13 protein-coding genes are annotated in these 12,657 nt (G+C 59.2%); 8 read left to right on the top strand and 5 right to left on the bottom strand.

Annotated elements, in window-relative coordinates:
- Positions 1-17 precede the first annotated feature (17 nt).
- Complete coding sequence (locus ACR3E0_RS09565) at positions 18-695, top strand: DUF502 domain-containing protein (protein WP_480478431.1); 678 nt, start codon at positions 18-20, stop codon at positions 693-695.
- Here ACR3E0_RS09565 and ACR3E0_RS09560 read toward each other — a convergent pair whose 3' ends face one another.
- The 3 genes from ACR3E0_RS09560 to ACR3E0_RS09550 form a co-directional block, all read right to left on the bottom strand.
- Positions 696-1,721 carry a patatin-like phospholipase family protein gene (locus ACR3E0_RS09560; protein WP_480478429.1) on the bottom strand — a complete coding sequence of 342 codons (1,026 nt, stop codon included), beginning with the start codon at positions 1,719-1,721 and terminating at the stop codon, positions 696-698.
- A 64-nt stretch (positions 1,722-1,785) separates the two neighbouring features.
- Positions 1,786-2,559 (bottom strand): 3-hydroxybutyrate dehydrogenase, encoded by a 774-nt coding sequence (locus ACR3E0_RS09555; protein WP_480478427.1) that lies wholly within the window; start codon positions 2,557-2,559, stop codon positions 1,786-1,788.
- Between the two features lie 137 nt (positions 2,560-2,696).
- Positions 2,697-2,957 carry a hypothetical protein gene (locus tag ACR3E0_RS09550; RefSeq protein ID WP_480481104.1) on the bottom strand — a complete coding sequence of 87 codons (261 nt, stop codon included), beginning with the start codon at positions 2,955-2,957 and terminating at the stop codon, positions 2,697-2,699.
- Between ACR3E0_RS09550 and ACR3E0_RS09545 the strand changes: the two genes are divergently transcribed.
- Positions 2,860-4,686, top strand: a complete 1,827-nt coding sequence (locus ACR3E0_RS09545) for an extracellular solute-binding protein (protein ID WP_480478425.1) — start codon at positions 2,860-2,862, stop codon at positions 4,684-4,686. The genes ACR3E0_RS09550 and ACR3E0_RS09545 overlap by 98 nt on opposite strands.
- A 563-nt stretch (positions 4,687-5,249) precedes the next feature.
- Positions 5,250-5,489 carry a hypothetical protein gene (locus ACR3E0_RS09540; RefSeq protein ID WP_480478423.1) on the top strand — a complete coding sequence of 80 codons (240 nt, stop codon included), beginning with the start codon at positions 5,250-5,252 and terminating at the stop codon, positions 5,487-5,489.
- On the opposite strand, the gene ACR3E0_RS09535 is transcribed toward ACR3E0_RS09540, so the two are convergent.
- Entirely contained in the window at positions 5,478-6,101 is a 624-nt protein-coding gene (locus ACR3E0_RS09535; RefSeq protein WP_480478421.1) for a helix-turn-helix domain-containing protein, read from the bottom strand. The two genes, ACR3E0_RS09540 and ACR3E0_RS09535, sit on opposite strands and share 12 nt — an antisense overlap.
- Positions 6,102-6,166: 65 nt before the next feature.
- Between ACR3E0_RS09535 and ACR3E0_RS09530 the strand changes: the two genes are divergently transcribed.
- From ACR3E0_RS09530 to ACR3E0_RS09510, 5 genes are all read left to right on the top strand, one after another.
- Positions 6,167-7,684: a class I adenylate-forming enzyme family protein gene (locus ACR3E0_RS09530; RefSeq protein WP_480478420.1), complete on the top strand. Its 1,518-nt coding sequence runs from the start codon at positions 6,167-6,169 to the stop codon at positions 7,682-7,684.
- Positions 7,681-8,340: a DsbA family oxidoreductase gene (locus ACR3E0_RS09525; protein ID WP_480478418.1), complete on the top strand. Its 660-nt coding sequence runs from the start codon at positions 7,681-7,683 to the stop codon at positions 8,338-8,340. The genes ACR3E0_RS09530 and ACR3E0_RS09525 overlap by 4 nt, the downstream gene beginning before the upstream one ends.
- Before the next feature lie 76 nt (positions 8,341-8,416).
- Positions 8,417-9,625 (top strand): multidrug effflux MFS transporter, encoded by a 1,209-nt coding sequence (locus ACR3E0_RS09520; protein WP_480478416.1) that lies wholly within the window; start codon positions 8,417-8,419, stop codon positions 9,623-9,625.
- Positions 9,626-9,683: 58 nt separating this feature from the next.
- Positions 9,684-11,348: a hypothetical protein gene (locus ACR3E0_RS09515; RefSeq protein WP_480478414.1), complete on the top strand. Its 1,665-nt coding sequence runs from the start codon at positions 9,684-9,686 to the stop codon at positions 11,346-11,348.
- Entirely contained in the window at positions 11,345-11,980 is a 636-nt protein-coding gene (locus ACR3E0_RS09510) for an SH3 domain-containing protein (protein ID WP_480478412.1), read from the top strand. Before ACR3E0_RS09515 ends, ACR3E0_RS09510 begins: the two co-directional genes overlap by 4 nt.
- On the opposite strand, the gene ACR3E0_RS09505 is transcribed toward ACR3E0_RS09510, so the two are convergent.
- Positions 11,967-12,599 (bottom strand): class I SAM-dependent methyltransferase, encoded by a 633-nt coding sequence (locus tag ACR3E0_RS09505; RefSeq protein ID WP_480478410.1) that lies wholly within the window; start codon positions 12,597-12,599, stop codon positions 11,967-11,969. The genes ACR3E0_RS09510 and ACR3E0_RS09505 overlap by 14 nt on opposite strands.
- Positions 12,600-12,657: the final 58 nt, after the last annotated feature.

Raw genomic sequence — 12,657 nt, 5'->3', positions numbered from 1 at the left:
AGTCACTCGGAACCGCGATGAATACACCCTTTGACGAAGAGCCACACCGCCGCCCTGGCCTGTTTTCAAGGCTGCGTGCGTCCTTTCTGACGGGGATCGTGGTCATCGCGCCAGTCTGGCTGACCGTCTGGCTGATCTGGTCCGTGGTGGGATGGATCGACAGCGCGGTGCTGCCGCTGGTGCCGCAGCAGTTCCAGCCCGAGCAATATGTCGGCATCAACCTGCGCGGCGTTGGCGTCATCATCTTTCTGGTGTTCACCATCATCGTCGGCTGGATCGCCAAGGGTATTCTGGGCCGGTCGTTCATCTCTTTCACCGAAAGCCTTGTCGACCGGATGCCCGTGGTCCGGTCGGTCTATTCCGGCATCAAGCAGATTTCGGAAACGGTCTTTGCCCAGACCGAACGCTCCTTCGAAAAAGCCTGTCTCATTCAATATCCGCGCCGGGGTATCTGGGCGATCGGCTTTGTCTCCACAACCGCAAGGGGCGAAGTCAGTCAAAAGGCGGAAACGGGCGGCGAGCTTTACAGTGTCTTTGTGCCGACAACGCCCAACCCGACGTCGGGTTTTCTGTTGTTCTTCCCGGCCGAGGACGTGATCCTGCTGGACATGTCGATCGAAGAGGCCGCCAAGCTGGTTATCTCGGCGGGGCTCGTTTATCCGAACGAAAAAGACCCGACCCAGCCGCCAGAGTGATCACCCGAACATCGCAGGCAGATCAACGGTACTGTGCTGACCCAGGTCATCCTTGTGCCGGGCCAGAAACCCATCCGCAGCATCGCGACCAGCCTTCTTGAGCTTGTGCAGGATCACGGGATTGGGGACGGTCTTGGTCGCAACCGACAGGCTGTTCATAAGGTCATTATCCGCGATCATGTGAACCAGAACGCGGCTCATCTCACCCGACTTCAGCTTGCCCTCCTTCAGCAATCTCTGGACAAAACTGATCGCGCGCAACTCGCGAAACAGGGATGAGTTAAAGCTGATCTCGTTGATCCGGTTCTGAATTTGCTGTGGGGTTACCGGGATCTCCTCCCGTTCCAGCGGATTGATATTTACGATCACCACATCTTCCGGCAGATCTTTGTTGAACAGAGGATACAGCGCCGGATTGCCGGTATAGCCGCCATCCCAATAGGCCTCGACCCGTTCGGTTTCCGGATCGTAAATCTCAACGGCCTTGAACAGGGTCGGCAGACAGGCCGAGGCCAGTATCGCATCGGTCGAGACCTCATCGCCTGTAAAGACCCGAATCTTGCCACTGCGCACGCAGGTCGCGCAGACAAACAGCTGCGGCCCCTGATCGGCGCAAATCTCGTTGAAGTTGAACCTCTCGACCACCGATTCCAGCGGATTGGTGTAAAAGGGTCCGTAGGCATAAGGCGACACCATCCGCGACCACGCATCCCCGATGGAGAACGGCAGAGAATATTCCATCGCCTGCGCAATCTGAGAGGGTTCCAGCCCGCGGAACCAGTGAGCAACACGCATGTCGCTGACCGCCCCCATCCGCTTCCATAGCGCATCAAGGTTTTCTCGCGCGCCCTCGCGCCCCGCATGGACCATGCCGGATTTGAAGGCCGCACCGTTCAAAGCGCCTGCAGATGTTCCGGTGATGGCGGCCACTTCGATGTCTTCTTCGTCCAGCAACCGATCAAGCACGCCCCAGGTAAAGGCACCATGCGCCCCGCCGCCCTGCAGAGCCAGATTGATCCGTTTCACAACCTCACCTCTTTATTGGTTTCTGGATGCTCAATGGACGCAGGTGCGGTATCCCGGTCAAATGTCACAGCGCGGTCCACCCGCCATCCACCGAAATCGTGGTGCCTGTAATCTGAGCCGCCGCATCCGAACACAGGAACACGGTTGTTCCCCCCAGCTGTTCGACGGTGGCAAATTCTTTCGACGGCTGACGTTCGAGCATGACGTTCCTGATCACGTCCTCGCGGCTCATGCCGTATTCCTTCATGGTGTCCGGGATTTGCGCTTCGACCAGCGGCGTTAGGACGTAACCCGGGCAGATCGCGTTGCAGGTGATCGGTTCTTGGGCGGTTTCTAGCGCCACGGACTTGGTCATCCCAACCACCCCGTGCTTGGCCGCCACATAGGCCGTTTTGAACGGTGACGCCGTCAATCCATGCGCCGAGGCAACGTTGACGATCCGGCCCCAGCCTGCAGCGCGCATCAAAGGTAGCGCCGCTGCGGTCGTGTGAAAGGCCGAGTTCATGTTGATCGCGATGATCGCGTTCCATTTGTCCACCGGGAACTGGTCGATCGGCGACACGTGCTGAATACCTGCGTTGTTCACCAGAATGTCGCAGGCCCCGGCCTGCTCGATCAGGGCCCGGCACTCGTCACCTTTGGACATGTCCGCCTTGATGTAGCGTGCGTTCGTGCCGGTCTCTTGGGCGATCTCGGCGGCCAACGCGTGATCTTCCTCGCGATCCGTGAACGAGTTTAGAACCACATCAGCGCCGGCTTTGGCCAGTTCGCGCACGACGCCCAGCCCGATCCCCGAATTCGATCCCGTGATGATTGCCGTTTTTCCAGACAGGCTCATGGCCGCTCTCCCACTGAGTCAGATTTTGCACAGAGTGCCATGCTGCACCTGCAAAGAAAACGGGGAAACATCCGGAGCACTGCCGCAGGCTGAAACCAGAGAATCAGGCCAAAAAAAACGCCCGCACGAAGCGGGCGTTAAGTTATTGAGGCAGGTTTCATACAGGCAAGAAACCTATCGAGCAGTGCATCCTTTATAAGCAATTCCGCGCCTTCGTCCAAGCTAAAAGTTTGATAATAAGAAAAATCATCGGTACGGTGAATCCCAACAAAATAAGGCCAGAGCAGGATTGTTTCCAAAATGAGCCAGGATATTCTACGACCGCTTCGCCCTCTTGTGGCGGGAATCGCCGGCATTTTTGCGGCCTCTTTTGCCCATGCAGATTCGTCCCATGGCATAGCTATGTATGGCGACCCGGCCCTACCACCGGATTTTGTGTCTCTGCCGTATGCAAATCCGGATGCCCCCAAAGGCGGGAAGGTCGTGTTTGGAAATACCGGCGGCTTTAACAGCTTGAACCCGTTTTTGCAAAAAGGCACGTCACCCTGGCAATTGCGGTTTTGGACCCATGAAAGCCTGATGGGCCGGTCCTGGGACGAACCTTTCACGCTTTACGGGTTGTTAGCCGAATCAGTTGAGACCGCGTCCGACCGATCCTGGGTCGAGTTCACGCTGCACGAGAACGCCCGGTTTTCCGACGGCGCGCCGGTCACCGTGGACGATGTGATCTGGTCCTATGAAACCCTCGGCACCCAGGGGCACCTGCGCTATCGCGGTCTTTGGGGAAAGATCGACAGCATCGAACAGACCGGCCCGCGCTCTGTCCGGATCACCTTCAACGAGCCCGACCGCGAACTCGCCCTGATCGCCGGTCTGCGTCCGATCCTGCAAAAGGCGCAGTGGGAGGGTAAAGACTTTGCCGACGCCCAAATTCAGGACATTCCCATCGGCTCGGGGCCTTATGTCATCGACGACTACGAACCCGGGCGCTACGTCAATCTGCGACGCAATCCCGACTACTGGGGCGCTGATATCCCGTTTCGCCGCGGGACCATGAACCTCGATGACATGCGGATCGAATTCTACGGCGACGGAACCGTTCTGTTCGAAGCGTTCAAAGCCGGAGAACTGTCGGCTGTCCGCGAATTCAACGCGGACAAATGGGATACGCAGTACAATTTCCCGGCCATAGATCGTGGTGATGTCATCAAAACCGAGATCCCGCATCGCAAGCCGTCCGGGATCACCGGGTTTGTCATGAACACCCGAAAGGCGCCATTCGACGACTGGCGCGTGCGCGAGGCGCTGACCCTGGCGTTCAACTTCGAATTCATCAACGACACAATCACCGGCGGGGCGCAGCCCCGGATCACGTCATATTTCTCGGGCTCGGATCTGGCGATGCAGCCGGGACCGGCCAGCGGCAGAGTCGAAGATCTGCTTCAGGCTTATGCAGACGATCTCATCCCCGGCACCCTTGAAGGCTATGTTCTGCCCGAAGGTGACGGGTCGGCGCGAAACCGTTCGAACATTCGCAAGGCTTCCGCGTTGCTGGCCGAGGCCGGATGGACCATTCAGGACGGCATCTTGAAGAACGCCTCGGGCGCGCCTTTCCAAATGACTCTGCTCATCAGCCAAGGTGCCCAGAACGTCGTTCAGAATGTCGAGTCGATCGCCGAAATCTATTCCCGGGCACTGGAGCGGTTGGGCATTCAGATGACCATCGAAAAAGTAGACGACGCGCAATATACATCGCGGACATCCGAACTGGACTTTGACATGACCCCGTTTCGCCGGGCCTTGTCACTGTCTCCCGGCAACGAACAGCGCCTCTATTGGGGCAGTGAAAATGCTGATACGCCCGGAACCCGCAACCTCATGGGCGTGCAATCGCTCGCCGTGGACGGGATGATCGACGCGATGCTGGCGTCGGAATCGCGCGAGGATTTCGTCGCCGCCACCCGCGCTCTTGACCGGGTGTTGACGGCCGGACGTTATGTGATCCCGATCTGGAGCTTTGATGTCGGACGCATCGCACACGACAGCGCGCTGAAGTTTCCGGAGACCTTGCCGATTTACGGCGACGGACCACAGTACATGCCCGAAGTATGGTGGTACGAAGGCTGACAACAACCGCAAGCCTTTCGCCAGCCGGAATTGCTCCGGCGGCCTGCATCAGCGCTCAAGACGAAACGCGGATCGGTGTCCGCACCTCACAAGGTCGGGAAACTATCACCGTTTGGTGCAGCCTCACTTGGTTTTCGGCGAGATTTGGCACATGATAAACAGAACACCATATTCCGCGCATTGTCCTGCCAGTGAACCCAACAAATCGAAACCAGTCCCAAGTTTTGCGGTCTTGGGCCTCCTGCGCCCATAACACTTTACGGAATGCGCCTGAGCCTTGTATCGTCAGATCAGACAGGTCCCGTCCACTCACCAGATATCGTGTTTGAAATCTGACACATAGGACAGATAGACTTGCCTGACAGACAGAATAACGGACCGGCCGCCACTCACTCCAAAACGCAGGTCCGTTCGCCCGTTGCGGGATGACCGCAGCGGGCACTACCCATATTATGGCCCGCCCGACAACCTGCGACATTTTGTCATGTCTCCCGCGGCGTCAACCGATCCGTACCCTGAGTTGGGGAAGAGCAGTTCTGAACCCAACCGAGGAATGCTCGCAGATGCTAAACTGGACAGAACTGACGCAAGACTGGGGTGCAACCTACGCGCGTGCGAAGCGTCGCTTCCCGAACCTGCGCGATCAGGACATGCCCCGCGTTTCCAAAGACCGTAAACGGTTCGAGGCGTATCTGGCCGAACGTCACCATCTGACCGTGAACGAGGCCCATGAAGAGGTTGAGGACTTTCTGTTCACGGAACGTCTCAACCGGGAGCTTGTCCACGCCGGATCACGAAAGTGACGTCACCCAAAGGATCGTTGCATCCTCGTCGCTGACTGAAATCACATTATGCCCCATGCTGCCGTCGTAATAGGCGCTGTCGCCACGGCGCATCTCTACCGGTTCATAAAACTCGGTATACAGCCGCACGACGCCGGTCAGCACATACAGGAATTCCTCGCCATCATGGCGCACCCAGCCGTCAAACTCTTGCATTGACCGGGCGCGGACACGGGCGCGATAGGGCAGCATCTGCTTTTTGGTCAGCGTTTCAGCCAGCAATTCATGCTCGTAAGTCGCGGTGGCATGCGCCGTTCCTTCACCCAGACGCGTAATCGCCATTCGGCCGATCACCTGATCGCGCTGCGGTGGCGTGAAAAGCTGCGGAACCGAAATCTCCAGCCCCGTGGCCAGCTTTTTCAGCGCATCATAGGTCGGCGACATCTGACCGTTTTCGATCTTGCTGAGTGTTGATCGCGCAAGACCCGCCTGGCCGGCGGCCTGCTCCAACGTCCAGTTCCGGGCTTTGCGCAATTCACGCACCCGTACGCCAAGGTCCAGCGGTTCGACTTCGGTGTGATCACCGGAGTCGCGTGCAATGCGGATAAGGGACTTAGGATCTTGCGTGCTCATGCGCCTTTCTATAGGGCCAGCCAGCCCGGCTTGCAACGCGCCATGCGCCGCGATAGCCAGTGGCCATGTTGTCGATATTCGATAAGGGTCCACCGCCGACCTGTCCCGCACCCTTTAATCTGGCCGCACATGTTCTGCGTCATGCGGAGCCGTTGTCGGGCAAGACCGCTCTGTCCGTTCTGTCCAAAACGGGCGCGTCTGACTGCAGCTATGAAAGCCTGCAATCAGCCATCCTCGGCACCGGAACCGGCCTTTTGCAGGCAGGCCTGAACCCCGGTGACATCGCGCTGATGCGGCTGGGGAACACGGTCGACTTTCCAATCGCCTATCTGGGCGCCATCGCGGTTGGGATCGTGCCCGTGCCGACATCGTCGCAGCTGACGGAACCGGAAACGGCGCGTATGATCGCGGATCTGTCACCTGCGGCGATCCTTCGCGATCCTGCGGTTGCCTGCGCCCCGCACCCTTTGCAGATTGAACTGGCCGATCTTGCAGCCATGCGGGATCTGCCCCCTGCAGACTATGTCATGGGCGACCCGGACCGGTTGGCCTATGTCGTTTACACTTCCGGAACATCCGGAACCCCCCGTGCCGTGGCCCACGCGCATCGTGCCATCTGGGCGCGACAGATGATGGTCGATGGCTGGTACGGGTTGCGCGACACAGATCGGCTGTGCCACGCCGGAGCGTTCAACTGGACCTATACGCTGGGCACCGGTCTGATGGATCCGTGGGCCATGGGTGCCACAGCCCTGATCCCAGAGCCCGGCACGGACATCTCCTCCCTGCCCACCCTGCTGCGCTGCCATCACGCGACGATTTTTGCCGCAGCTCCCGGGGTGTATCGCAGGATGCTGCAGGTTGCGGATCGGATCGAGTTGCCAGGCTTCCGCCACGGTCTCTGCGCCGGGGAAAAACTGTCACGCGCGCTGCACGAGCAATGGCATCAGGCGACCGATACCGAGTTGTACGAAGCCTATGGGATGTCGGAATGCTCGACCTTTATCTCGTCCAGCCCGTCCCACCCGGCCCGGGGTGACGCGCTGGGTCAACCGCAGCCAGGTCGCTGCGTGGCGATACTGGGGTCAGAGGGGCCTGTCCCGCAGGGCCAGGAAGGCACCATTGCCATTCACCGATCCGACCCGGGTCTGATGCTGACTTATCTCAACGCACCGGACGACGCCGCAGCGCGCATGCAGGGCGAGTGGTTCCTGACCGGAGACCAAGGCGCGATGGCCGTCGATGGGCAGATCACCTATCTCGGGCGTAACGACGACATGATGAATGCAGGCGGTTACCGTGTTTCACCGGTCGAGGTCGAATCCGCCCTGTCCCGGTTTCCCGGAATTACGCAGGTTGGCGCCGCAGCGGTCGAGGTCAAACAGGACACATTTGTGATAGCGGCGTTCTATACCGGGCCGGAAAAACTGGACGATGCCGCCCTGCGCACCTATGTCGAGGCAAATCTGGCGCGTTACAAGCAACCGCGCGCTTTCGTTCACCTGCCCGCGTTGCCGACCGGCGGCAATGGTAAACTCCTGCGCCGCGCGCTGCCGGCCTATTTCAAGGCGTCAACAGAATGACACAGACCGTCAAGCTGGACATCATGTCCGATCCGATCTGCCCGTGGTGCTATATCGGCAAAACCCATCTGGACAAGGCCTTGGCCGCTGTGCCCGAGCATCCGTTTGTGATCGAGTGGCACCCATTTCAATTGAACCCGGACATGCCGAATGCAGGCATGGATCGCCGCGCGTATCTGGAACGAAAGTTCGGCGGCAAGGAGGGCGCGGTGCGCGCCTATGCCCCGGTTGTCGAGCATGCCGGAAAAGCAGGTCTCGAGATCGATTTCGAAGGCATGAAACGCACACCCAATACTCTGGACGCCCACCGCCTGATCCATTGGGCCGGCATCGAAGGCAAGCAGAATGCCGTCGTTGACGCGCTGTTTGACGCCTATTTCGTGCAGGCGCGAGACATTGGCGATGCGGAAGTTCTGGCCGATATCGCCGACAGCGCGGGAATGGATGCCGCCGTTGTCATGAAGCTGCTGAAATCCGATGCGGATCGCGAGGATATTCGCAACCGCGACACCCATTCACGCAATATGGGCATTACCTCGGTCCCAACTTTCATCGTCGCCAACCAGCACGCCGTTCCCGGTGCGCAACCACCTGAAATGTGGGGAAAAGTGATCGGTGAGATCCTGTCTCAACTTGAGGCTTCCCCTGCAGAATAGCACATAGCCCTGTGCAAATTTCCGGTCTGGTGCAACCTGATCCGCCGTGATAGCGCGATTGGGTAAGGAGACCTTTATGGCCAACCGCATGTCCCGGGGGGAGTTCATTGCGTTGATCGCGATGATGTTCTCCACCATCGCCTTTTCGATCGACTCGATGCTGCCCGCCCTGCCCGAAATCGGCGCGCAGCTGAGCCCCGACGATATTAACCGCGCCCAGCTGATACTGACGTCGTTTGTGCTGGGGATGGGCATCGGGACCTTCTTCACCGGCCCTCTTTCGGATGCGTTCGGGCGCAAACCGGTCATCTACGGAGGGGTGGCGTTGTATATCCTCGCCTCTGCCGTGGCCTGGGCCTCCTCTTCGCTGGAACTGGTGTTGGCGGCCCGCGTGGTGCAGGGCCTTGGCGCTGCGGGTCCGCGTGTGGTGGCGATGGCGGTCATCCGCGACCTCTATTCCGGCCGTGTGATGGCGCGTATCATCTCGATCGCCATGATGATTTTCACACTGGTCCCTGCTATCGCACCTATGCTGGGCGCAGGCGTTATCGCCCTGTTCGGCTGGCGCAGTATCTTTGCCCTGTTCATTCTGTTCGCTCTGATCGTTTGTATCTGGATGGGCACCCGGCTGCCTGAATCTCTGGCCAAGGAAAACCGCCGCCCCGTCCGCATACCGCTGATGATCGCGGCGGCTCAGGAGATGTTTGCCCACCCGACCGTTCGATTGTCCATCATGGTGCAGACCCTTTGTATGGGCGTGCTTTTTACCATGCTGACCATGGTGCAACCGGTCTATGACGTGATCCACGACCGTGCCGACAGCTTTCCGTTCTGGTTCGGTTTTGTGGCGCTGATGTCCGGGTCGGCCAGCCTGTTGAATGCCGCACTGGTGGTGCGTGTCGGCATGCGACGCATGGTGACCTGGGCCTTGGGTGGACAAATTCTGATCACGCTCACGGTCATTGTCCTGAACGCAACGCCGCTGTCACCGAATGCATCCTTTGCCCTGTTCGTATTCTGGCAGACCATGGTGTTTTTCATGGCCGGCGTCACGATGGGCAACCTGAACGCCATCGCGATGGAGCCGATGGGGCACATCGCCGGGATGGCCGCATCCGTCATCGGGTCGATCTCCACCGTGCTGGCCGCAGCCATCGCGGCCCCGGTCGGATTGTTGTTCGATGGCTCTATTGCCCCCCTGACGATGGGTATTCTGACCATGTGCATCATTGCCTTTGGGCTGATGGTCCATATGGGCCGGATCGAAAACAGAGTGCCAGCCTGAATTGTGCTGAAGGGCTGAATCGCGCTACTCTGCCCGACAAGCCCGGGGGGACCATTCGATGAGCGCGTATTACGATCTTGGCACCTATACCTGTCCGATCACCACGTCTGCGCCAGATGCACAGCTCTGGTTTGACCGGGGCCTGAACTGGACATACGGCTACAATCACGACGAAGCAGTCGCCTGTTTTCAGCGTGCTCTGGAGCATGATCCGAGATGCGCCATGGCCCATTGGGGTGTGGCCTACGCGGCAGGGCCGAACTACAACCTGCCCTGGGCGCTGCAGGACGCCCAGGGCCGGCAAAAAGCGCTGGCCACGGCATATGACGCCACCCAACAGGCCCTGGCGTTGGCAGATGGTTGCACAGCAGTCGAACAGGCCCTGATCCGCGCCCTGCCCGCGCGCTACCCGCAACGCGATCCGATCGAGGACATGCACCGCTGGGATCACGCCTTTGCCGACGCCATGCGGGCGGCGTTCGCAGACCACCCCGGGCATCTGGACCTGCGTACCATTTATGTCGAAGCGCTGCTCAACCTGACGCCCTGGCAAATGTGGGATCTGAAATCAGGCCAACCTGCCCAAGGGGCCGCAACGCTCGAGGCGCAGGACGCGCTGGAACGGGCCATGGCGAACACTCCCGCCGCCATGTCGCATCCGGGCCTGTTGCACCTGTATGTCCATCTGATGGAAATGTCGCCGACGCCGGAAAAGGCACTCAAGGCCGGCGATGTGCTACGCACCCTGGTGCCGGATGCGGGACATCTGGTGCATATGCCGACGCATATCGACGTGTTGTGCGGCCATTACCAGAACGTCGTTCACTGGAACGAAAAAGCGTGTGAGGCGGACCTGAAGTATTTCGAGCGCGAGGGCGCGTTCAATATTTACACAGGCTATCGCCAGCACAATTACCATTTCACGATCTATGGCGCGCTGTTTCTGGGCCAGATCGAACCCGCCCTGCGCGCCAATCAGGGTCTTTGGGACACCACGCCCGAAGAGATGTTGCGCGTCGAGAGCCCGCCAATGGCGGATTACTTCGAAAGCTACATGTCGATGGGACCGCATATCCTGATCCGCTTTGGGCGCTGGGAAGAAGCCAAGGCGCTGGAGCTGCCATCTGACCCGTACCTTTTCAGGACGTTGACCGCAACCACCCATTACGCGCGCGCCGTGGCGCTGGCCGCCACGGATCAGGTGGCTGAGGCCGAGGTCGAGGAAAACCTGTTCCTCGCTGCCAAGGAATGTGTCCCCGAAACGCGCAGGCTGCACAATAACCGCGTCATCGATCTGCTTGAAATCGCGCGTGAAATGCTGCGCGGCGAGATCGAGTACCGCAAAGGCAATTTCGAGATCGCCTTTGCCCATCTGCGACGCTCGGTCGAGTTGGACGATACGCTGCCCTATGATGAACCATGGGGCTGGATGCAACCCACCCGGCACGCCTTGGGCGCCTTGCTGTTCGAACAGGGCCACGTGTCCGAGGCCGAGGCCGTGTATCGCGAGGATCTGGGGTTGGGGGGCACACTCAGCCGGGCGTCGATCCACCCGGACAATGTGTGGAGCCTCAAGGGATTGTATGATTGCCTGAAAGCACGGAAAGAAAGCATTGAAATAAAACAGATTAAGCAACGCCTCGATCTGGCCCTGGCGCGCGCGGATCAAGCCGTCGCGGCATCCTGCTTCTGTGCTCAGGCTGCGATGAAGGCGGCCGAATGAAGCATCTGGCATGTCTGCTGATCGCTCTGGTCTGCACACCCGCTCTGGCGGATCGCCAGACGTTTCCGCCTTCGGATCAGGCTGACCGTGACCCAAACCTTGTCGCGTTTCGCGATGACCTGTTGGCCAGAATCGCGGCGCGCGACATCGAGGCGGTGTTGGCCAGCGCCTGCCCCGACATCTATCTCAGCCATGGCGGCGATGGAGGCCCGGTAGAGTTTCGCCAAAATCTGCAGGCTGATCCAAGCGAGTCCTATTGGACCGCGTTGCAAGAGACGGTGTCGCAGCCCGGCTATTTCGACGATCAGGGCGAGTTCTGGATGCCATATCAATGGCAAATCTCACTGCCCGCCTCACTGGATCCGTTCATCGCCTATTTCGTAACCGGCGAGAAGGTCACCCTGCGCCGGGCGCCGGATCGCAGTGGCGGCATTCTGGGCCTGATCAGTCATGAGGTCGTTCTGATCCCTGAGTATCAGGATGGGGCCGAATACCAGTTGGTGCGCCTGACCGATGGCATGTTGGGCTATATGCACAGCGACTTTTTGTGGTCCATGGTCGGCTACCGTGCTGCACTGGTGAAATCCGAAGATGGTGACTGGCAGTTATGCACCTTTGTCACCGGTGACTAAGGTCAGACCCTACTGATTTTGCAGCACGGGCGAGCCAGACAGTATGCTGGCGACAATCCGGGTCCTCGATGACATGATCCACCAGTTCAAACCCATGCTGATCCAGCAGGGTCTCATATTCCGATGCATCCAGACTTGCGTGATACAAAGCCTCGCCTTCAAGTTCACCAATTGCTTCGCCATAAGCCGGGCCGCTGGTAAACATCAGGGCCGCGCCCTTGGCGGCATGCTGTCTGAACACCGAAAACATCCTGCGCTGGTCATCCGGGGTCAGATGGAAAAAGCTGTTCCATGCCAAAATACCCTGAAACCGTTCGTGCAGCTCAAGGCTGCGCATATCGGCGTTTATCCAGCGCGCCATGGGCATACCGGCACGCGCGAGATCCAGCATCTCTGGCGACGTATCGACGCCAGTCACAACGCATTCATGGGTAACAAGGTGCCGGGCAATCGGATCGCCTGCACCGCATCCCAAATCCAGAACAGTTGGTGCCTCAGGCATGAGCGCAAGAAAGCTGTCGAGCCACGTGCGCTCAAACAAGCTCTTATTTCTGCGCTGCGCCCAAAATTGTGCATGGCGGCGATACACACCAATGATTTGGTCAGCGTCGGACTCCATGTGCCTTTCTCGCTCGCTTAACTGCCATGTCAAAGAACCAACTGATCCGGTTGGCCTG

This window comes from Ruegeria sp. AJ12, assembly GCF_056536245.1.
This window is presented reverse-complemented; position numbering and strand designations above follow the sequence as displayed.